This window comes from Vibrio mimicus CAIM 602 (assembly GCF_000338875.1).
In the GTDB taxonomy this organism is placed as follows: Bacteria; Pseudomonadota; Gammaproteobacteria; order Enterobacterales; family Vibrionaceae; genus Vibrio; species Vibrio mimicus.
In genome coordinates this window covers 1-19,682 of sequence record NZ_AOMO01000016.1, presented here as the reverse complement: position 1 = coordinate 19,682, position 19,682 = coordinate 1, and the positions used below count along the sequence as shown (strand labels likewise).

Annotated in this window: 19 protein-coding genes and 9 tRNA genes; 16 read left to right on the top strand and 12 right to left on the bottom strand. The window is 46.3% G+C overall.

Going from position 1 to position 19,682, the window contains the following annotated elements; all coding sequences use genetic code 11:
* Nucleotides 1-4 precede the first annotated feature (4 nt).
* Complete coding sequence (gene flgP, locus D908_RS17415) at nucleotides 5-442, top strand: flagellar assembly lipoprotein FlgP (protein ID WP_082320856.1); 438 nt, start codon at nucleotides 5-7, stop codon at nucleotides 440-442.
* A gap of 92 nt (nucleotides 443-534) precedes the next feature.
* Here flgP and D908_RS17420 read toward each other — a convergent pair whose 3' ends face one another.
* The 3 genes from D908_RS17420 to flgA form a co-directional block, all read right to left on the bottom strand.
* Nucleotides 535-960, bottom strand: coding sequence for a flagella synthesis protein FlgN (locus tag D908_RS17420; protein ID WP_000729361.1), 426 nt, complete (start codon nucleotides 958-960; stop codon nucleotides 535-537).
* Nucleotides 961-1,017: 57 nt separating this feature from the next.
* A complete protein-coding gene (gene flgM / locus D908_RS17425) occupies nucleotides 1,018-1,341 on the bottom strand; it encodes a flagellar biosynthesis anti-sigma factor FlgM (RefSeq protein ID WP_000907264.1) in 324 nt (107 codons plus the stop codon).
* Between the two features lie 129 nt (nucleotides 1,342-1,470).
* On the bottom strand, nucleotides 1,471-2,238 hold the full coding sequence (flgA, locus tag D908_RS0118785; RefSeq protein WP_005508966.1) for a flagellar basal body P-ring formation chaperone FlgA: 768 nt from the start codon (nucleotides 2,236-2,238) through the stop codon (nucleotides 1,471-1,473).
* A gap of 56 nt (nucleotides 2,239-2,294) precedes the next feature.
* Between flgA and D908_RS17430 the strand changes: the two genes are divergently transcribed.
* The 15 genes from D908_RS17430 (at nucleotide 2,295) to flaC (ending at nucleotide 18,346) form a co-directional block, all read left to right on the top strand.
* Nucleotides 2,295-3,221 (top strand): chemotaxis protein CheV, encoded by a 927-nt coding sequence (locus tag D908_RS17430; RefSeq protein WP_000145783.1) that lies wholly within the window; start codon nucleotides 2,295-2,297, stop codon nucleotides 3,219-3,221.
* A 10-nt stretch (nucleotides 3,222-3,231) separates the two neighbouring features.
* Complete coding sequence (locus D908_RS17435) at nucleotides 3,232-4,059, top strand: protein-glutamate O-methyltransferase (RefSeq protein WP_000125389.1); 828 nt, start codon at nucleotides 3,232-3,234, stop codon at nucleotides 4,057-4,059.
* Between the two features lie 216 nt (nucleotides 4,060-4,275).
* Entirely contained in the window at nucleotides 4,276-4,671 is a 396-nt protein-coding gene (flgB, locus tag D908_RS17440; protein ID WP_001007979.1) for a flagellar basal body rod protein FlgB, read from the top strand.
* Nucleotides 4,672-4,675: 4 nt separating this feature from the next.
* The gene (gene flgC / locus D908_RS17445) at nucleotides 4,676-5,092 is read left to right on the top strand and encodes a flagellar basal body rod protein FlgC (RefSeq protein ID WP_000051919.1); all 417 of its coding nucleotides are present in this window, start codon (nucleotides 4,676-4,678) and stop codon (nucleotides 5,090-5,092) included.
* Between the two features lie 17 nt (nucleotides 5,093-5,109).
* Nucleotides 5,110-5,817, top strand: a complete 708-nt coding sequence (gene flgD / locus D908_RS17450; RefSeq protein WP_000907399.1) for a flagellar hook assembly protein FlgD — start codon at nucleotides 5,110-5,112, stop codon at nucleotides 5,815-5,817.
* Between the two features lie 28 nt (nucleotides 5,818-5,845).
* Nucleotides 5,846-7,150 carry a flagellar hook protein FlgE gene (flgE, locus tag D908_RS17455; RefSeq protein WP_005522349.1) on the top strand — a complete coding sequence of 435 codons (1,305 nt, stop codon included), beginning with the start codon at nucleotides 5,846-5,848 and terminating at the stop codon, nucleotides 7,148-7,150.
* Between the two features lie 182 nt (nucleotides 7,151-7,332).
* Nucleotides 7,333-8,082 (top strand): flagellar basal-body rod protein FlgF, encoded by a 750-nt coding sequence (gene flgF / locus D908_RS17460; protein ID WP_000373287.1) that lies wholly within the window; start codon nucleotides 7,333-7,335, stop codon nucleotides 8,080-8,082.
* Nucleotides 8,083-8,102: 20 nt separating this feature from the next.
* On the top strand, nucleotides 8,103-8,891 hold the full coding sequence (gene flgG / locus D908_RS17465; RefSeq protein WP_001182098.1) for a flagellar basal-body rod protein FlgG: 789 nt from the start codon (nucleotides 8,103-8,105) through the stop codon (nucleotides 8,889-8,891).
* A 23-nt stretch (nucleotides 8,892-8,914) separates the two neighbouring features.
* Nucleotides 8,915-9,679 (top strand): flagellar basal body L-ring protein FlgH, encoded by a 765-nt coding sequence (gene flgH, locus D908_RS17470; protein ID WP_005522348.1) that lies wholly within the window; start codon nucleotides 8,915-8,917, stop codon nucleotides 9,677-9,679.
* A 103-nt stretch (nucleotides 9,680-9,782) separates the two neighbouring features.
* Nucleotides 9,783-10,868 carry a flagellar basal body P-ring protein FlgI gene (locus D908_RS17475; protein ID WP_005522347.1) on the top strand — a complete coding sequence of 362 codons (1,086 nt, stop codon included), beginning with the start codon at nucleotides 9,783-9,785 and terminating at the stop codon, nucleotides 10,866-10,868.
* 10 nt (nucleotides 10,869-10,878) lie between these two features.
* Nucleotides 10,879-11,817, top strand: a complete 939-nt coding sequence (gene flgJ / locus D908_RS17480; protein ID WP_005522346.1) for a flagellar assembly peptidoglycan hydrolase FlgJ — start codon at nucleotides 10,879-10,881, stop codon at nucleotides 11,815-11,817.
* A 188-nt stretch (nucleotides 11,818-12,005) separates the two neighbouring features.
* Nucleotides 12,006-13,880: a flagellar hook-associated protein FlgK gene (gene flgK / locus D908_RS17485; RefSeq protein ID WP_032467496.1), complete on the top strand. Its 1,875-nt coding sequence runs from the start codon at nucleotides 12,006-12,008 to the stop codon at nucleotides 13,878-13,880.
* A 12-nt stretch (nucleotides 13,881-13,892) separates the two neighbouring features.
* Nucleotides 13,893-15,086, top strand: a complete 1,194-nt coding sequence (flgL, locus tag D908_RS17490; RefSeq protein WP_000934647.1) for a flagellar hook-associated protein FlgL — start codon at nucleotides 13,893-13,895, stop codon at nucleotides 15,084-15,086.
* A 407-nt stretch (nucleotides 15,087-15,493) separates the two neighbouring features.
* Complete coding sequence (gene flaA, locus D908_RS17495) at nucleotides 15,494-16,633, top strand: flagellin A (RefSeq protein WP_000154822.1); 1,140 nt, start codon at nucleotides 15,494-15,496, stop codon at nucleotides 16,631-16,633.
* Between the two features lie 579 nt (nucleotides 16,634-17,212).
* Nucleotides 17,213-18,346, top strand: a complete 1,134-nt coding sequence (gene flaC / locus D908_RS17500; RefSeq protein WP_000290383.1) for a flagellin C — start codon at nucleotides 17,213-17,215, stop codon at nucleotides 18,344-18,346.
* Nucleotides 18,347-18,648: 302 nt separating this feature from the next.
* Here flaC and D908_RS17505 read toward each other — a convergent pair.
* From D908_RS17505 to D908_RS17545, 9 genes are all read right to left on the bottom strand, one after another.
* Nucleotides 18,649-18,733 (bottom strand) — tRNA-Leu (locus D908_RS17505).
* A 41-nt stretch (nucleotides 18,734-18,774) separates the two neighbouring features.
* Nucleotides 18,775-18,848 (bottom strand) — tRNA-Gln (locus tag D908_RS17510).
* Between the two features lie 41 nt (nucleotides 18,849-18,889).
* Nucleotides 18,890-18,974 (bottom strand) — tRNA-Leu (locus tag D908_RS17515).
* 42 nt (nucleotides 18,975-19,016) lie between these two features.
* A tRNA-Gln gene (locus D908_RS17520) sits at nucleotides 19,017-19,091 on the bottom strand.
* A gap of 17 nt (nucleotides 19,092-19,108) precedes the next feature.
* Nucleotides 19,109-19,194 (bottom strand) — tRNA-Leu (locus tag D908_RS17525).
* Between the two features lie 22 nt (nucleotides 19,195-19,216).
* A tRNA-Met gene (locus D908_RS17530) sits at nucleotides 19,217-19,293 on the bottom strand.
* Nucleotides 19,294-19,319: 26 nt separating this feature from the next.
* Nucleotides 19,320-19,404, bottom strand: a tRNA-Leu gene (locus tag D908_RS17535).
* Between the two features lie 41 nt (nucleotides 19,405-19,445).
* Nucleotides 19,446-19,520: transfer RNA gene (locus D908_RS17540), tRNA-Gln, on the bottom strand.
* A 27-nt stretch (nucleotides 19,521-19,547) separates the two neighbouring features.
* Nucleotides 19,548-19,632, bottom strand: a tRNA-Leu gene (locus D908_RS17545).
* Between the last annotated feature and the right edge of the window lie 50 nt (nucleotides 19,633-19,682).

The following is a 19,682-nucleotide window of genomic DNA, read 5'->3' as shown; positions in this document are numbered from 1 at the left end:
TACGATGATGAAATCAGTTTTATTACTCCTAATCGCAGTTTTGGTGATGACCGGCTGTCAACCATTACAAACCATGCGTCCTGATGATTGGCTAACTGCAGTTGGTTATGCCAGCATCAGCGAGCAGAAAGGGCGTAATGATGAAGAGAAGCAGGTTCGAGCAATGCGAGCGTCAAAAATTGATGCTTATCGTGAATTGGCCGAACAAGTGTACGGTATGCGCGTGAGTGGTCGAGCTGAGCTGCAAGATCAACGGCTTGGTACCGAATTGACTGCAGGAGCGGTTGATGGCGTGATTCGTGGTGCAGAAGTCGTACGCAGCTATAAAGTTGGTGACAGTTATGTGACTGAACTTAGGCTTGATATTCGTAAAATGGATAAGATGCGTGATTACGGTGAAGTGCAGCAAGTACCCGAAAAACGTCAAATGACCTTATTCTAGATCTCACTCTTTCATCTCTCAGATCAAAAAAGCGGCAATCATTGCCGCTTTTGCTTTTCTGTATCTTTGGTCAGCCATGCTGATGGATATCATCAGGCTTTGATATTGGTACCTAACGTAGAAATGGTATGAGTTTTCCCTGTGGCGCTGTAAGTCATGCCGATTTTGCCATGGCTTTGCTGCATCAGATTATTGAGCTTATTAAAGCTCAACTGCGCACGGGCTAAAGCGTCACCATTAATCTGGTTGGCTTGCTGACAATCAATAATAATACTGCGGATCTGACTAACCAAGTCACTGAGATAAACATCTTCGGTCAGGCTCGCGACGTGTGGATGCTTAGCAATACGTTGGTCAGTTTGCTGCAGTTGATTGACTAAAGTGAGTTTCTGTTTAGCGATGGATTCAATATCCACAGAGATTCGGTTGGTGATCGCAATTTTCTCAGCTTCGAGCACTGTCACTAACTCATGCGCGTTTTTTAGCTGAAATTCGACTAAGTCTTTTAATGCTGCCATTGCCAAATCGCCTGTTTATCTCGCTTTCTACAACAAGAAATGGGTTATTAAATCGGCTTAGAAGCCACCCAGTTCTTTTTCGAATTTGATCATGTTATCGGCCAGTTTATCAGGGTCAACCACGTATGAACCGTTGGCGATCGCCTCTTTAATTGCAGCGACTTTTGCGCTGTCAAAACTGGGTCTTGATGCCATCTCGTTATGCATTTCGCCGATGGCTTTGCTTTGTGAGCTAAGTGATACCGCATCTTGACCATTCGCCGATGAGCGTGAAACCGCGCCGGACTGAGGTGAAGAATTGCTGGCATCCGAAGAACGCACATTGGTGCGACTGGTCGTGTTTAACGACTGTCCTGCGCGTATGTTATCAATACCTGCCATAGATGAGCCTTTTCAATAAACTTTAACGTGTACTGTCAATATCGACCACAAAGGTCAGAACTTTAGCGACTTTTTAACCAAATAGAAAATCACTTCGCACAAGCTTTTCTGATAAGCAGGATAGAGCTATCAAAACGCGACGGTGACTTCACCAACACCACTGACTTGCGCATCAATTATACGGTTAGATTTATCATTTTTCACTTTTATCTGTTCACCAAGCACGCCATCTGACATCGCAGTCCCCTTGGTTGTGATCGACATACCAGATCTCACAGCTTTGATAACAACACTTTCATTACGGCACACGATGCATACATCGCTTTGCTCAATCACATCACCCACCCGAACATTTTTTTTGATTTTGGCACCAATTACGGTTTCAGGAGTGGAAAAACCTTGCCGCCGGAAACGCAGCAGATCTACCATACTTAACGTAACATCTTGTGCTGAAATCATTTGTCCTCGGCTAAGTGGTGCTGCCGCCGTGATCAACGGAATCGTAATGGTAAGACGAACAGGCACATAAATACGCCAGTTATCACTTTTACATTCCACTAAAACCGTTATGTTTGCAGCAGAACCATTGCTTGATGATGAATTCGTTGTGAGTGGTTCGGCGCAGTCAGTGGCGTAAAGTCGATCATCTATGTTGGCGGCATTCACTACCAATTCGCCCCCTGAAGGCATATCGACCGTACTCAGGACATGATTTTCTGCGGCTTTTCTTATCATCGAAAGCTGTTCCGGCGTTGCCGAATTTGCCGCTAGACTAAAGAAAAACAATAAAAAGCCGATAAAGCTATAAAATATTTCACAGAAAGCTCTACACTTAGTTATGAAATGCGGATGGAGATCGATCTTCGGTAGCATTTTTCGTTTCTCTGGTTTCTTCATAGCCTGTAGTAGACTATCACTTTTTTTGGATAAAAGTTTGAGATGGAGATGAGCTTATGACGGGTATTCTTGATTCTGTGAATCAGCGTACGCAACTCGTCGGTCAAAACCGATTAGAATTATTAACTTTCCGTCTTAACGGCCGTCAGCGATACGGTATTAACGTTTTTAAAGTTAAAGAAGTCCTACAATGTCCTAAATTAACAGCCATGCCTAATCTACATCGATTAGTGAAAGGGGTGGCGCATATTCGTGGGCAAACGGTATCTGTCATCGATTTAAGCCTTGCAATCGGTGGTCGCCCAACAGTTGATGTAGACAAAAGTTTCGTAGTAATTGCTGAGTTTAACCGCACCATTCAGGCCTTTTTGGTCAGTTCGGTTGAGCGCATTATCAACATGCGTTGGGAAGCGATTTTGCCACCACCAGATGGTTCTGGTAAGGCTAACTATCTCACGGCAGTGACTAATATTGATAATGAGTTAGTTGAAATCATCGACGTTGAGAAGATCTTGGCTGAGATTGCGCCTGTTAATGAAGCAATGACCAAAGACATCGGTCAAGAAATCGCCCAAGTGGAACAGGAAAAAGAGATTGTTCGCCGTATCTTGATTGCGGACGACTCCAGTGTGGCACGTAAACAGGTACAACGTGCAATTGAATCGATTGGATTTGAAGTCATTTCCACTAAAGACGGTAAAGACGCTTACGAAAAACTGTTGGAAATGGTGAAAGATGGGCCAATCCGTAATCAGATTTCGTTAGTGATTTCCGATATTGAAATGCCGGAGATGGATGGTTACACACTAACCGCTGAAATCCGTCGTCACAATGAATTGAAAGATCTTTATGTTATTCTGCACTCTTCATTGAGTGGCGTGTTCAACCAAGCAATGGTTGAGAGAGTTGGGGCAAATGCATTCATTGCTAAATTTAACCCTGATGAGCTTGGTAATGCGGTGAAAGCTGCGCTGATAAAATAAAGAGAAATGAATGACTGCTATAACGATTAGCGACCAAGAGTATCGCGACTTTTGCCGATTTCTGGAATCTCAGTGCGGAATCGTATTGGGTGACAGCAAGCAGTATTTGGTGCGAAGTCGTCTAAGTCCACTCGTCACCAAATTCAAGTTAAGTTCGTTGTCTGACTTGTTGCGGGATGTCGTGACAGGACGAAATCGCGATCTGCGAGTAGCAGCGGTTGACGCCATGACAACCAACGAAACTTTGTGGTTTCGTGACACCTATCCGTTTGCTGTTTTGGCTGACAAACTGTTGCCGGAAATGGCGGCAAATAAACGACCAATAAAAATTTGGTCTGCGGCCAGCTCATCCGGTCAAGAGCCGTATTCGATGGCTATGACCATTCTGGAAGTGCAGCAAAAACGGCCAGGACTGTTGCCTAGTGTGGCGATTACCGCAACGGATATTTCGGCAAGTATGTTGGATATGTGTCGTGCGGGTGTTTATGACAACCTTGCATTAGGCCGAGGCCTTTCGCCTGAACGCCGCCGGATCTTTTTTGAAGATGCTGGTGATGGTCGGATGAAGGTCAAAGATAACGTAAAACGTTTGGTGAATTTCCGTCCGCAGAACTTAATGGAAAGCTATTCGTTACTGGGCAAGTTTGACATTATTTTCTGCCGTAACGTGCTGATCTATTTCTCGCCAGATATGAAATCGAAAGTGCTTAACCAAATGGCGGCGAGTTTAAACCCAGGTGGTTATCTGTTGCTGGGGGCTTCGGAATCACTGACAGGATTGACCGACAAATTTGAAATGGTGCGTTGTAACCCAGGTATCATCTATAAACTCAAATAATAAACTCGATCCATCTCCTTTTGCCCGGCGTTTGCCGGGCTTTTTGTTTGCGCTTGTTAGACAAGAATATGAGCGCTTAGGATTAAGGCGCATTTTTGGCGTGGAGTTTGCTAATTTTCAACTATCCCATTTTACACCGGCTGAGATTTTTAAAGTTGGTATGCTAATTGCAAATAATCTCAGTAATAACGGTCAGTTCTTATCGAAGAGGTAAACATGGCTATTTCTTTTGACAACGCCCTAGGCATTCACCAGCACACGGTGGGCGTACGCGAGCGCAACTCTGAGGTGATTGCCACCAATATTGCGCAGGCCAATACGCCGGGATTTAAGGCAAAAGGAATGGACTTCCAGAAGGCATTGCAGGCGGCAAGTTCGGGGGCAAGTATTAGTCTTAGCCGTACCGATGGTCGGCATATTCCTGCCTCTTCGACCGTTACTGGGGAAATTCTTTACCGCACACCGACACAACCGGATACGGGTGACGGCAACACGGTAGATGTGGATCTGGAGCGTAATATGTTTATGCAAAACCAAATCCGTCATCAAGCATCGCTAGATTTCCTTGGTGGTAAATTTAAGAACTTAACCAAAGCGATTAAAGGGGAGTAATTAGATGAGCTTATTCAGCGTATTTAATGTCACAGGTTCTGCGATGAGCGCCGAGTCGGTTCGTCTCAATACAACCTCAAGTAATCTGGCCAATGCCGATAGTATTAGTAGCTCAGCGAAAGATACCTACAAAGCTCGCCACGCTGTATTTGGCGCGGAATTGAGTAAAGCGCGTTTTAACCGAGATCCGAATGTACCAGTCAAAGTGCTGGGCATTGTGGAAAGTGATAAACCGCTGGTTGCTGAGTTTAATCCTGAGCATCCACTTGCCAACGACGAAGGCTATATTTACAAGCCAAACGTCAATGTGATGGAAGAGATGGCGAACATGATTTCAGCTTCTCGTTCATACCAAACCAATGTGCAAGTAGCGGATGCCAGTAAACAGATGCTGCTGCGTACGCTGCAGATGGGTCAGTAAGGATAAGGAGTTAACGTATGGCCGGAATCAATAATGTTGGTCAAAGCGGCTTGTCCTATATTGATCAGCTTAAAGCTCTTCAAGAGCAGAAAAAACCGGATGAAACGACAGGGCAGAAATCGCTCAAGCAAGAAGACTTTCTTTCTCTGCTGACCAAACAGTTAGCGCAGCAAGATCCGTTCAAACCTGTCGGCAACGATCAGATGATTGCACAGATGGCGTCATTTGCGACTGTAGACGGTATCGGCAAGATGAACACTCAATTTGAGAGTCTCAACTCGTCGATGACGTCAAACCAAGCACTGCAAGCCTCATCACTGGTGGGACGCGATGTGTTGGTACCAGGTGCGGCAGGCATGAAGAAGCCTGAAGGCGGAATGGCGGCAATGGTAAAACTGCCGCAGTCCATTGATAACTTGTTCATCCGTATTGAGAATGAAGCTGGTCAGTTGGTACGAACCTTTGATGTGGGCGCCAAATCTTCTGGCGATAACCGCGTTGAATGGGATGGTAAAGATCAGAGCGGTAATCCGTTGCCGGGTGGCAAATATAAAGTTAAAGCGTCTGGCTTGCAGGATGGAGAGAGCAAAGAATTTGAAGTCTCCACTTATGCAAACGTCAACAGCGTTTTGTTAGGCAAAGGCGATGGTAACGTACTACTCAATCTGGCTGGTTTTGATGCACCAGTTCGACTTGCTGAAGTACTTGAAGTAGGCAAAGCGTGATTGCGCTAGCTAGATAGGAGAATTACTCATGTCATATATCTCTCTTAGTGGTTTATCCGCCGCGCAGATGGATTTGAATACCACCAGTAACAACATTGCGAACGCCAATACCTTTGGCTTTAAAGAGTCGCGTGCTGAGTTTGGTGATGTGTATTCCACTTCGCTATTTACCAATGCGAAAACAACACCAGGGCAAGGTGTACAAGCGGCAAAAGTGGCACAACAGTTCCACGAAGGTTCCAGCATCTACACCAATAACCCGTTGGATTTGCGTATTGCCGGTACGGGGTTTTTTGCAGTAGCGAAGGACAAGATCGTGCCGCAACAAAACGAATTGACACGTAACGGTGCATTCCATTTGGATAAAAACAGCTACATGGTAACGGCAAACGATGAGTTTTTGCTGGGCTATGAAGTGAACCCAGATTCAGGTGATGTGCTGTCTTACGAGCCAAAACCAATCAATATTCCGCCTCAATTCGGTAAGCCGAAGCAGACAGCGAATATCGATTTGGGGGCTAACTTGCCAGCAAACGGTGAGCTGAAAGATCCTACGTTGTTTGATATTACGGATCCAGAAACCTATAACCGTACCACGTCATCCACGATTTATGACTCAATGGGACAACCTTATAAGCTCACCACTTATTACTTGAAAGATATGAATCAGCCGAATACGTGGCAGACTTATTACACCGTGACCGACAAAACGGGTGAAAAGCCAATTAACGTGGTCGGTGGAGATGCATCAAGCCCTGGTGGCCATGTGGGTCACACCATGCGTTTTAACAACGATGGTACGCTTGCGAGTCTAAACAACGGTCAGCCGATTGTGACTGAACCACTAGGTGGTGGTACGAACCCAGTGGATCTGAACGGTGCAGATGTAAGTCAAACGCTGTCCTTCAGCCTTGATAGTGCGACTCAGTTTGCGGCGCCTTTTGAGCTGACAAAGTTTGACCAAGACGGTGCGACAACGGGCTTCTTGACTAAGATCGACTTTGACGAGAATGGTAGCGTATTAGCCACTTACTCGAATGGTCAAAACACTACTCTGGGCCGTGTCGCTCTGGTACGTGTTGCGAACGAGCAAGGTCTGGATAAGAAGGGCGGCACTCAGTGGGATGCAACTCAGTTCTCTGGTGACAAGATCTGGGGTGAATCCAATAAAGGTTCCTTTGGTTCCATCAGTAACGGTTCATTAGAGCAGTCGAACATCGACATGACTCAAGAGCTGGTGGATCTGATCTCCGCACAGCGTAACTTCCAAGCAAACTCACGTGCTCTGGAAGTCCATAACGGACTACAGCAGAACATCCTGCAAATTCGTTAATCACTTTCAACCCCATTAAGCTGCGGCAAAGCGGCTTAATGGGGTTGCCTCTTTGCCCCATTGCCGCGGCAAAATCAGCAATTTTCCTCGTTTGGCTCATCTATCAGTTTGATTTATATCGCTTAAATAAGTTGGCACATTGCTTGCTTTAACTGCTCTAACTAACGATTTGGGAGCAGATTATGGACCGCGCATTGTTTCTAGCCATGAGTGGCGCAAAACAAAACATGCAAGCGATGCAGCTACGGGCAAACAACCTAGCGAACGTCAGCACAACTGGTTTTCGTGCCGATTTAGCGCAAGCGCGTTCAATGCAAGCTTACGGTGAAGGGCTCCCAACTCGCGTATTCAGTATGACTGAGCGTCCGGGGCACAATTTTGCCCAAGGCAGCGTCATCACGACCGGGCGAGATCTCGACATCACTATCCAAGGCGAAGGATGGATCTCAGTGCTGGATAAAACCGGCAAAGAAGGTCTGACTCGTAACGGCAACCTACGTATCGATGAAACCGGTTTGCTGCTTAACGGCAATGGTCATCCTGTGTTAGGGGAAACCGGAGCGCCAATCACTTTGCCTGTACCACTGACCAAAGTGGAAATTGGTGGTGATGGCACTATCTCAGTTCGTCCGCAAGGTGCTCCTGCCGATGCGATGGAAGTGGTTGATCGAATCAAATTGGTTCGCCTCAATGATCAGGCATTGTTCAAAGATGTGAATGGCCTATTTCGTGCAACGGATCCAAACACTCAGTTTGAAGCAGATGCGAGCGTAAAAATTCTCACCGGTGCGCTGGAAGGCAGCAACGTGAATGCGATTGGTGAAATGACGAGCCTTATCGACTTGCAACGTCAGTTTGAAATGCAGGTCAAGATGATGAGCACGGCGGAAGAGATGGACAAATCTTCCGATTCACTACTTCGCACAAGCTAATTTAAGGTAAGGAGTCAGGTATGCAACCAGCACTTTGGGTCAGTAAGACCGGCTTAGATGCTCAACAGACCAACATCGCGACGATTTCTAACAACTTGGCGAACGCCTCCACCGTAGGCTTTAAAAAAGGGCGTGCGGTGTTTGAAGATCTGTTTTACCAAAACATTAACCAGCCTGGTGCGCAATCATCACAAAATACTCGTTTACCGAGTGGTTTGATGTTGGGTGCGGGTTCTAAGGTCGTGGCAACCCAAAAGGTGCATACGCATGGTAACGCGCAAACCACGTCCAACAGTTTGGACATGATGATTGAAGGCGATGGCTTTTTCCAAATCCTGATGCCAGACGGCAACATCGCCTATAGCCGCAATGGTCAGTTCACCTTGGATGATGAAGGTGCAATTGTGACCTCAGGCTCTGGCTATCGTTTGCAACCTGAAATCGTGATTCCAGAAGATGCTATCTCAATTACTATCGGTAACGATGGTGAAGTGTCAGTGCGAGTGCGTGGTCAGCAAGATAACCAAGTGCTTGGGCAAATCACAACGGTAGATTTCATTAACCCAGGTGGCTTAGAGCCGATTGGTCAAAACCTTTACCTGCCAACTGGAGCCAGTGGTGAGCCACAAGAAGGTGTTCCGGGTTTGGATGGTTTGGGTGATGTTCGTCAATCTATGCTCGAAACGTCGAACGTGAATGTGACCGAAGAGTTGGTGAACATGATTGAAGCGCAACGTGTGTATGAGATGAACTCTAAAGTGATCTCTGCCGTCGATAAGATGATGAGCTTCGTTAACCAACAACTGTAATTGCTAATTAAGAGATGGCCGCTATGAAACGTCTACTTGCTTCTAGCTTATTGATTTTACTCTCCGGATGCAGCCTGATGCAGGCTCCCATTGAGTCTGCTGAAACTATTCAAGGCACGACGACTGTTGATGCAGTGGAAGGGGACAAATCAGAAAGCAACACAGGGTTAACGGATGCACTGCGTAACCGCACTGATCCTGTAGCGGATGATCCAGCTTGGGCACCGATTTACCCGAAAGCGAAGCCTGATCATTATGCGGCAGAAACCGGTTCATTATTCAATTTGGCCAACGTAAATAGCATGTATGACGACTCCAAACCTCGCGGTGTTGGTGACATCATTACGGTGACCTTAAATGAAAGTACTAAAGCGGCAAAAAGTGCCGATGCCGATCTGAAAAAGAAAAATGATTCGAAAATGGATCCTTTGGCTGTGGGTGGCAAAGATTTGACTGTTGGTGATTACAACTTCTCTTACGCACTGAAAAACGATAATAAATTTACAGGTAGCGCAGCAGCCAACCAAAGTAACAGCATGTCTGGCTCGATTACGGTGGAAGTGATTGAAGTGCTTGCCAACGGTAACTTAGTGATTCGTGGTGAAAAATGGCTCACTTTGAATACTGGTGATGAGTACATTCGCTTGAGTGGAACGATTCGTCCCGATGATATCGACTTCGATAATACGATTGCTTCTAACCGTATTTCTAACGCGCGAATTCAATATTCTGGTACGGGAACCAATCAAGATATGCAAGAACCTGGATTCTTGGCACGATTTTTTTAATGTCTCTTTATAAGTCGAGCCGCTGGGCTAGTTTTTTGACAGCATAGTGAACGGTGAGGCCCTTTGGCCTCATCGTTGTTTTAGAGAGTAAGGTAAATCCGCCATGAGAAAATTCACGATTTTATTGATGTTGTTGCTGGCCTCCAGTGCGCAAGCAGCACGGATCAAGGATGTCGCGCAGGTTGCTGGGGTTCGTAACAACCAACTGGTCGGATACGGCTTGGTAACGGGGTTGCCGGGTACTGGTGAATCAACCCCTTTTACCGATCAAAGCTTTAATGCCATGCTGCAAAACTTCGGCATTCAATTGCCTCCCGGCACTAAGCCAAAAACCAAAAACGTTGCCGCTGTGATTGTGACTGCTGATCTGCCTGCGTTTTCTAAGCAAGGTCAAACCATTGATGTCACCGTTTCTTCGATTGGTTCGGCGAAAAGCCTACGTGGCGGCACTTTGATGCAAACTTTCTTAAAAGGTTTGGATGGACAAGTTTATGCCGTCGCACAAGGTAACTTAGTGGTGAGTGGTTTTAGTGCGACTGGTGCGGATGGTTCAAAAATTGTTGGTAACAACCCAACGGTCGGGATGATTTCCAGCGGAGCGATAGTGGAACGTGAAGTGCCTAACCCATTTGGCCGTGGTGACTACATTACCTTTAACCTGTTTGAATCCGATTTCACAACTGCGCAGCGTTTAGCGGATGCAGTTAACCAATTCCTTGGCCCACAAATGGCTTCAGCCGTCGATGCCGCTTCAATCAAAGTGCGTGCACCGCGAGATCTGAGCCAGCGTGTTGCGTTTCTTTCAGCAATTGAAAACCTCGAGTTCAGCCCTGCAGATAGCGCAGCCAAAATCATCGTGAACTCACGTACGGGTACCATAGTGGTTGGGCAAAATGTTCGCCTCAAACCAGCTGCGGTCACTCATGGTGGTATGACGGTTGCGATTAAAGAAAACCTGAATGTCAGCCAACCGAATGCATTGGGTGGTGGTCAAACTGTGGTAACACCGAATTCCAGTATCGAAGTGACTGAGAAGCAAGGCAAAATGTTTAAGTTAGAGCCGGGTGTAACCTTGGATGATTTGGTTCGTGCGGTTAACGAAGTCGGCGCAGCACCTTCTGATTTAATGGCGATTCTGCAAGCATTGAAACAAGCGGGCGCCATTGAAGGCCAACTGATCATTATTTAAGGAGCCAACCATGATTAACAATCCTAATGACATTGGCTTTATTCAAGATATCGCAGGCCTCGATAAACTGCGTCAAAAGGCGATCAATGGCGATGAAGGGGCAGAGCAATCCGCATTAACCGCGGCAGCTCGCCAGTTTGAATCCATCTTTACGTCGATGATGCTCAAATCAATGCGTGATGCGAACAGCGATTTTAAATCAGACATGTTCAGTAGCCAGACGGAAGATACGTATCGCCAAATGCTCGATGAGCAGATGGCAAGTGAGTTCAGCTCATCCGGCTCACTCGGTTTGGCCGATATGATTGTTGCTCAGTTATCAACGGGGCAAACTGCGGCCGATAAAAAGGGCGAAGACGGTTTCCAAGAGGCAATGCGTCGTGTGGAACATGCACGACAAACAGCCAGTGAACGCAGTAATGATGAGTTGGTGTCAGCTGTTTATCCGCTACGCAAAACTCAAGCGGTGCAGTCTACCCAATTTGATTCTCGTCAGTCGTTTGTGAGCAAACTTAAACCTTATGCTGATAAAGCGGCACGCATGCTCGGTGTGGATTCTTCCTTGTTGATTGCGCAAGCGGCACTCGAAACTGGCTGGGGGCAGAAAATGGTAAAAAATGCTCACGGTAACAGTAATAACCTATTCAACATCAAGGCAGACCGCAGTTGGCAAGGTAATAAAGTGGCGACACAGACCTTGGAATACCACAACAATGTTCCGGTGATGGAGAAAGCGGCGTTCCGTTCTTATGCTAACTTTGATGAAAGCTTTAATGATTATGTTCGTTTCCTTGAGAACAACCCACGTTATACCAATGCGTTGAATCACGGTGGAAATAACGAGCGTTTCATTCACGGTATTCATCGTGCTGGTTACGCGACGGATCCACAGTACGCCGATAAAGTGCTGCGCGTAAAAGCGCAAATCGATCAAATGAACCTGTTGTAAATTGCCCGCCGGAATTTTTCCGGCGGCATTCTTTTCGTTGGCTAAGTTCTTTAGCCAACCTATGACTTCGAAAGCTAACTCTCTATTTTTATTCAATTAAAAATCAGATTCTTAATTTGGCATACATATTGCAATTACTGTGTAGATTCAGTGTTTTTTACTGATTAATATCGGTTTTCGGGGGCAGTATGGCGTCTGATCTTCTGAATGTGGGTACGCAAAGCGTACTAACGGCTCAGAGACAACTCAATACCACAGGTCATAACATTTCTAATGTTAATACAGAGGGTTACAGCCGTCAGTCTGTGATCCAAGGGACCAATATGCCCCGCCAATACGGCGGTGAAACCTACGGCATGGGCGTGCATGTGGAAAATGTTCGCCGCTCATGGGATCAGTTTGCCGTTAAAGAGCTGAACATTGCCTCTACTGACTATTCCTTCAAGCGAGATACAGAAGAGAACTTGGATATGCTGTCGAAGTTGCTTTCTTCTGTCGCTTCGAAAAAAATTCCAGAAAACCTCAATGAGTGGTTCGATGCCGTTAAAACCTTAGCTGATTCACCAAATGATCTGGGTGCTCGCAAGGTGGTATTAGAAAAGGCGAAGCTTATCTCGCAAAACCTCAATGATTTTCACGAAACGGTTCGCCTACAAAAAGACATCACCAACAAAGGTTTGGATCTTGGTGTTGAACGCATTAACCAACTTGCTTTGGAAATCCGAGATTTACAGCGTTTGATGATGCGTGTGCCAGGCCCGCATAACGACTTGATGGATAAACACGAAAAGCTGGTGGCTGAGCTTTCTCAATACACCAAAGTCACCGTCACACAAAGAAAGAACGGTGAAGGCTTTAACATCCATATCGGCAATGGCCACACCTTGGTATCCGGTACTGAGGCAAGCCAGCTTAGAGTGATCGATGGTTTTCCAGATACGCAGCAGCATCGCTTAGCCATGATTGAAGGGAAGGCGATCAAACCGATTTCTGCCCGTGATATTGGCGGAAAAATGGAAGCAATTCTGGATATGCGCGATAAACACATCCCGTATCTGATGGATGAAGTCGGCCGTTTAGCGATCTCGTTTTCTCATGAGGTCAACACCTTGCAATCACAAGGTTTGGATCTGCGCGGCAACGTGGGCGGCCCTTTATTTACTGATGTGAACTTAGATGTTATTGCCCGGTCACGCGTGGTAACCAGCAGTAATTCAAAAGCTGATATGGCGGTTTTCATTGACGATGTTAGCCAACTGAAAGGTGGCGAATACTCAATGCAATACAACGGCAGTGAGTTTGTCGTGACCCTGCCTTCTGGTCAGCAAACCGTACAACCTGTGGTGAAAGGCAATGTCTATATTGATGGCTTGCGGATTGAAGTACGCAATGCGCCACAAGTAGGGGAACGTATTTTAGTTCGCCCAACGCGTAGCGGCGCAGCGGCAATCCGCTTAGCCACAGAAGATGCGACAAAAATTGCCGCACAGAGTTTTGAGGCTTCCACCACGTTTGCCCAAGGCAAAGCGCAATTCAAAATTCTGCAAGCGGGAGATGTGCGTGAGTTTGAAGTGCACGTTTCACCTACCGGTGATCAATTTGCGGTGACGGATACTAAAGGCAATATTTTGATGCAGCCTCAGCCGTATCCACCGACCGGGCCTGTCACTGTCCTCGGAACCACGTTTGAGTTGACGGAAGGTGCTTTGCCGAATGACAAATTCACGGCAAACCTTGTCCCATCTGAAGGGGATAACGGCAACCTGCGCAAAATGATCAACATCCAAACCGATAAGAAAATGAACGACAAAGAGTCGACCATCATAGATTTGTATCACAACCTCAACACTGATGTGGGGTTGAAGATGGCGACCATGACACGCTTAACCGATGTGGCTCGTTTGGAAAAAGAGGCAGCGCAGTCGCGCATCGCTTCCATCTCCGGGGTCAACTTGGATGAAGAAGCCGCCAATATGATGAAGTTCCAGCAAGCGTATATGGCGTCATCACGGATCATTCAGGCTTCGAATGACACCTTTAATACCATTTTGGCGTTGCGATAGGGAGAAGGGTAAATGTTGAACCGAATCTCTAGCTTTCACAATTATCAAGCGGTTCAGAACGACATTCGTCGTCAGGAATCGAAAGTATTTAATAACCAGGCGCAATTAGCGTCTGGTAAAAAACTGTTATCGGCGAGTGATAACCCGCTTGCCACGCACTACATCCAAAACGTAGGGCAACAAGAAGAGCAGTTGCGCCAGTACTTGGATGCCATCGTGCTAGTACGTAACCGTTTAGAGCACCAAGAAGTCATCATTTCCAATACCGAAGAATTTTCTGACTCCGCGAAGCGTACGGTGATGGAAATGATCAACGGTTCGTTGTCACCAGAAGATCGTGTGGCGCGTGCTCGCGTATTGCAGGAAATGGCGAGTAACTTCCTCAACCTTGCCAACGTGCAGGATGAGTCCGGCAACTATATTTTTGCCGGTACAAAGCCAAAGAATCAGCCGTTTTTCCGTGATAACCAAGGCAACGTAACTTACGCCGGTGATGATTATCAGCGCAAGATGAAGATCTCCAACAGCTTGGAAATTCCGTTTAATAACCCAGGCAGCAAAGTGTTCATGGAGATCCCCAATCCTTATGGCAGCTATGAACCAAATTACACGCTGCAAGAAGGTTCGGAGCTGCTGCTGGAACGTGCCGTGAACCTGAATCCAGATGATACCTCTTCTTATCGCATCACCTTTGTGGATATGCCGGATGGGAAAAACGGTTATCAACTGGAACGTAATGGCAGTGTTGTGCAAGCCGGAGAATTTGACCCCAAAACCGGAATTCAGTTTGAAGAGCTGAATATTCAGGTGAAAGGGCAAATCACGAAAGGTGATGCGATTGATCTTACTCCGCGCGATACCTTTAGTGTGTTTGACACTTTCCGTGATGCGATTCGTTATGCCGAAGGTTCGGTATCGGATGCTTCAAACACCGCCAAGCTGCATCAACTGGTTGAAGAGTTTCATACCGCCTTTATTCATCTCAATAAGACGAGAACGGATATTGGTGCTCGCTTGAGTACGCTCGATATTCAAGAAGAGCAGCACGAAGATTTTAAAATCAGCCTCGCGAAATCCAAGAGTACCTTTGAGGATCTGGATTATGCCGAAGCCGTCATTGAGTTCAACGAGAACTCACGAGCTCTGGATGCTTCACAAAAAGCATTTGGTAAAACGAAAGATCTCACACTGTTTAACTACATCTAACCTTCAATGCCTTATGTGCCTACGCCATATGAGCGAAGTGAGTTGAGTTAAAAAGTGGCGCGAAAGTTGCTTTTATAACATTAAGCCTTGGCGAAAAGTTGTACAGGGTAACTAAGCGGCAAGTCTGCGGCAAAAAGTGTCGCCGCCGACTTCAATTGGCAACCTTGAGTGGCTGATTGAACAAGCTAAGTTGTGTAACTTATTGAAAATAATTGATGTATAGCGGTGAGTGTCAAAAGTTTTAAAGTTGGCACACTAATTGAATGAGATACATCAGAGTTGTTGTAACCGGTTTTTAAATCCGCCTTTGGGCCGATTTGGCAAGTTATTCACGGTCAGTGCTTCCAAAAGAGACCAAAGCTGACCGCTTCGCAAATGAGCTTGCGAACTCGATAGGAGAGCAAACTATGACCATTAACGTAAATACCAACGTGTCGGCGATGACCGCACAACGTTACCTGAATAAGGCGACTGGAGAATTAAACACCTCCATGGAACGCCTCTCATCAGGTAACCGCATTAACAGTGCAAAAGATGACGCGGCAGGCCTGCAGATTTCGAACCGTTTGACGGCGCAATCTCGTGGTTTGGATGTGGCAATGCGTAACGCCAACGATGGTATTTCGATTGCTCAAACTGCTGAAGGGGCGATGAACGAATCGACCAGTATTCTGCAACGTATTCGTGACCTAGCACTGCAATCCGCTAACGGCACGAACTCCACAGCAGAACGTCAGGCTCTAAATGAAGAAGCCACGGCACTGCAAGATGAGCTAAACCGAATTGCTGAAACCACATCATTTGGTGGACGTAAGCTGCTGAACGGTTCGTTTGGTGAAGCTTCATTCCAAATTGGTTCGAGCTCAGGTGAAGCGATCATCATGGGGCTGACCAGTGTGCGTGCAGACGATTTCCGCATGGGTGGACAATCCTTTGTCGCTGAACAAGCTAAAACCAAAGAGTGGGGTGTACCGCCAACCGCTCGCGACCTGAAGTTTGAATTCACCAAGAAAGATGGTGAAGCAGTTGTACTCGATATCATGGCCAAAGACGGCGATGACATTGAAGAACTGGCGACTTACATCAACGGTCAGACAGATTTGTTCAAAGCATCTGTTGATCAAGATGGCAAACTGCAGGTTTTTGTTGCAGAGCCCAATATTCAAGGCAACTTCAATATCTCCGGTGGCTTGGCGACGGAACTTGGCCTAAATGGTGGCCCAGGTGTGAAAACCACAGTGAAAGACATTGATATTACCAGTGTCGGTGGTTCACAAAATGCCGTGGGTATCATCGATGCCGCATTGAAATACGTAGATTCGCAACGAGCAGACCTTGGTGCGAAACAGAACCGACTCAGTCACAGCATCAGTAACCTGTCCAATATTCAGGAAAACGTGGAAGCGTCGAAAAGTCGGATTAAAGATACAGATTTCGCGAAGGAAACAACGCAACTTACGAAATCTCAGATTCTGCAACAGGCAGGTACCTCAATTCTTGCCCAAGCGAAACAGTTGCCAAACTCTGCAATTTCGTTATTGCAGTAGTCCCAGGTACCTTCATTAATAAGCTCAGACGTGGGTATGTAATGAAGGGACTTTGGCAAAGTATGGTTGTGGGATATTAGGTGAGCTCTCTCACTCAAAACTGCTCAACTAGCCAAACATAATCATGCGCCCCTAACGGTTAGCCGAAATGTGTTCATTTCTCTTGATCTCCACATTGGCGATGGCTACCACCAACTAGCCCCGGTTCTCTCAAAGGAAAAGGGGCTTTTCTTTTTCTATTTTACCCATCGCATTTTTGTACCTCTCGTTTTCCTCATTACGCTCATATTTTCCCCTAAAGCCAATTTCATATAGATTTAGCTCGCTTACCATTTGCTCAACACTCGACCAGAAGTGATAAAACTTAAGCTGATCCTGCTGATATTTGTCCAATTTGCGTGATATCTCTCAAGATGCATAGATTCCAGAGGGTTTACAGAGAAAACCCATCTTTTTGCTAAAGGATTTATTTGCCGAGTCGCTAATAAAGGTAACTTTGAGAGAACTGCTTGGTTTTCCGAGACGTCGGAGACCGTTTGGGAGTTCCGCTACGTCGGAAAATCAATAGGAGATACCACTATGGCGGTGAATGTAAACACCAACGTGTCAGCAATGACAGCACAACGGTACTTGACGAGTGCAACTAACGCACAACAAACGTCGATGGAACGTCTATCTTCAGGATACAAAATTAACAGCGCAAAAGACGATGCGGCAGGTCTGCAAATCTCTAACCGCTTGAACGTGCAAAGCCGTGGTTTAGGCGTCGCCGTTCGTAACGCCAACGATGGTATTTCGATGGCGCAAACAGCGGAAGGGGCGATGAATGAGACCACCAACATCCTGCAACGTATGCGTGATCTTTCTTTGCAATCCGCTAACGGTTCGAACTCGAAATCCGAACGTGTTGCGATTCAAGAAGAAATCACAGCGCTGAATGATGAGCTGAACCGTATTGCAGAAACTACCTCTTTCGGTGGTAACAAGCTGCTTAACGGTACCTTCTCAACCAAGTCCTTCCAAATTGGTGCGGACAACGGTGAAGCGGTTATGCTCAACATCAAAGACATGCGCAGTGATAACGTTTTGATGGGTGGTAAAACTTATCAAGCAGCGAATGGCAAAGATAAGAGCTGGGGTGTAGAAGCGGGTAAAACCGATTTGACCATCACTCTGAAAGATAAACGCGAAGGCGATGTGACCATTTCGGTCAATGCGAAAGAAGGGGATGACATCGAAGAATTGGCGACTTACATCAACGGCCAAACCGATATGGTAAAAGCCTCTGTGGATGAAGACGGTAAACTACAACTGTTCACTGACAACAACAAAGTCGATGGTGCAGCAACCTTTGGTGGTGCGCTAGCGGGTGAGTTAGGCATCGGTGCCGCGCAAGATGTTACCGTTGATACACTTGATGTGACCACTGTGGGTGGCGCACAAGAGAGTGTGGCCATTGTCGATGCTGCGCTGAAATACGTGGATAGCCATCGTGCTGAACTCGGTGCATTCCAAAATCGATTCAACCATGCTATCAACAACTTAGATAACATTAACGAAAACGTGAATGCTTCTAAGAGCCGAATCAAAGATACAGACTTTGCCAAAGAAACGACTGCACTGACCAAATCGCAGATCCTTTCTCAAGCATCAAGTTCTGTTCTCGCACAAGCCAAGCAGGCACCCAACTCAGCACTAGCTCTACTAGGCTAGTTCGAGTTGATAGGAAAAAACCCAGCTGCAGCTGGGTTTTTTATTGGGTAAAAATCCATGCGAGCACGTGCTGTATAAGAAGCATATGGCCTTGTGGTAGGGAGATAATAGATTACTGAGAAGAGTGTTTTATGAAGCATTAGGAAGAGAGTTCTAAAGCTTTAATGATTAGTCAGGGAATAAGTAAGAGGGGGGGCTATTTAGATGAAATCTCAACGACTTAATAAACACTCGCTAAATCATTTATCGAAAAGAAAACGTGTAGATAAAACAAAACCTAGCCGAAGCTAGGTTTGTTTATATGGTGCGGAAGAAGAGACTTGAACTCTTACACCTTGCGGCGCCAGAACCTAAATCTGGTGCGTCTACCAATTTCGCCACTTCCGCAAATTGTAGTGATAATTTGATTTCTCAAACCATCGATATAATGGCAGGTCTGCAGGATTCGAACCTGGGTATGACGGGATCAAAACCCGTTGCCTTACCGCTTGGCGACAGACCTGCAGTATTATTCTGCACAACGATCGTCGTTGCTCTAAATAATGGTGCGGAAGAAGAGACTTGAACTCTTACACCTTGCGGCGCCAGAACCTAAATCTGGTGCGTCTACCAATTTCGCCACTTCCGCAAATTTTTTGTGATAACCCGATTGCTCGACTCATCGAAATAGTGGCAGGTCTACATGGATTCGAACCATGGGATGACGGGATCAAAACCCGTTGCCTTACCGCTTGGCGATAGACCTGCAGAATTCGATACATTTGGTGCGGAAGGAGGGACTTGAACCCTCACGTCCTAAGGACACTAACACCTGAAGCTAGCGCGTCTACCAATTCCGCCACCACCGCGTTAAATGCATCAAATTATAATTGGTGGCTACGACGGGATTCGAACCTGTGACCCCATCATTATGAGTGATGTGCTCTAACCAACTGAGCTACGTAGCCACTCTAAATCTTTTCAGATTTCAATATGGTGCGGAAGAAGAGACTTGAACTCTTACGCCTCGCGGCGCCAGAACCTAAATCTGGTGCGTCTACCAATTTCGCCACTTCCGCAAATTTTTGTGATAACTCGATAATTCGAATCATCGAAATAGTGGCAGGTCTACCTGGATTCGAACCAGGGGATGACGGGATCAAAACCCGTTGCCTTACCGCTTGGCGATAGACCTGCAGTGATGATTAATATCATCAAAATATGGTGCGGAAGAAGAGACTTGAACTCTTACACCTTGCGGCGCCAGAACCTAAATCTGGTGCGTCTACCAATTTCGCCACTTCCGCAAATTTTTGTGATAACTCGATAATTCGAATCATCGAAATAGTGGCAGGTC

Excerpts from the sequence above, each read along its gene's own strand:
- D908_RS17475 (WP_005522347.1), top strand. The coding sequence starts at position 9,783 with ATGAGAAAATTCACGATTTTATTGATGTTGTTGCTGGCCTCCAGTGCG.
- flgH (WP_005522348.1), top strand. The coding sequence starts at position 8,915 with ATGAAACGTCTACTTGCTTCTAGCTTATTGATTTTACTCTCCGGATGC.
- flgE (WP_005522349.1), top strand. The coding sequence starts at position 5,846 with ATGTCATATATCTCTCTTAGTGGTTTATCCGCCGCGCAGATGGATTTG.
- flaA (WP_000154822.1), top strand. The coding sequence starts at position 15,494 with ATGACCATTAACGTAAATACCAACGTGTCGGCGATGACCGCACAACGT.
- flaC (WP_000290383.1), top strand. The coding sequence starts at position 17,213 with ATGGCGGTGAATGTAAACACCAACGTGTCAGCAATGACAGCACAACGG.
- flgB (WP_001007979.1), top strand. The coding sequence starts at position 4,276 with ATGGCTATTTCTTTTGACAACGCCCTAGGCATTCACCAGCACACGGTG.
- flgJ (WP_005522346.1), top strand. The coding sequence starts at position 10,879 with ATGATTAACAATCCTAATGACATTGGCTTTATTCAAGATATCGCAGGC.
- D908_RS17435 (WP_000125389.1), top strand. The coding sequence starts at position 3,232 with ATGACTGCTATAACGATTAGCGACCAAGAGTATCGCGACTTTTGCCGA.
- D908_RS17420 (WP_000729361.1), bottom strand. The coding sequence starts at position 960 with ATGGCAGCATTAAAAGACTTAGTCGAATTTCAGCTAAAAAACGCGCAT.
- D908_RS17430 (WP_000145783.1), top strand. The coding sequence starts at position 2,295 with ATGACGGGTATTCTTGATTCTGTGAATCAGCGTACGCAACTCGTCGGT.
- flgC (WP_000051919.1), top strand. The coding sequence starts at position 4,676 with ATGAGCTTATTCAGCGTATTTAATGTCACAGGTTCTGCGATGAGCGCC.
- flgG (WP_001182098.1), top strand. The coding sequence starts at position 8,103 with ATGCAACCAGCACTTTGGGTCAGTAAGACCGGCTTAGATGCTCAACAG.
- flgD (WP_000907399.1), top strand. The coding sequence starts at position 5,110 with ATGGCCGGAATCAATAATGTTGGTCAAAGCGGCTTGTCCTATATTGAT.
- flgF (WP_000373287.1), top strand. The coding sequence starts at position 7,333 with ATGGACCGCGCATTGTTTCTAGCCATGAGTGGCGCAAAACAAAACATG.
- flgM (WP_000907264.1), bottom strand. The coding sequence starts at position 1,341 with ATGGCAGGTATTGATAACATACGCGCAGGACAGTCGTTAAACACGACC.
- flgL (WP_000934647.1), top strand. The coding sequence starts at position 13,893 with ATGTTGAACCGAATCTCTAGCTTTCACAATTATCAAGCGGTTCAGAAC.
- flgK (WP_032467496.1), top strand. The coding sequence starts at position 12,006 with ATGGCGTCTGATCTTCTGAATGTGGGTACGCAAAGCGTACTAACGGCT.
- flgP (WP_082320856.1), top strand. The coding sequence starts at position 5 with ATGATGAAATCAGTTTTATTACTCCTAATCGCAGTTTTGGTGATGACC.
- flgA (WP_005508966.1), bottom strand. The coding sequence starts at position 2,238 with ATGAAGAAACCAGAGAAACGAAAAATGCTACCGAAGATCGATCTCCAT.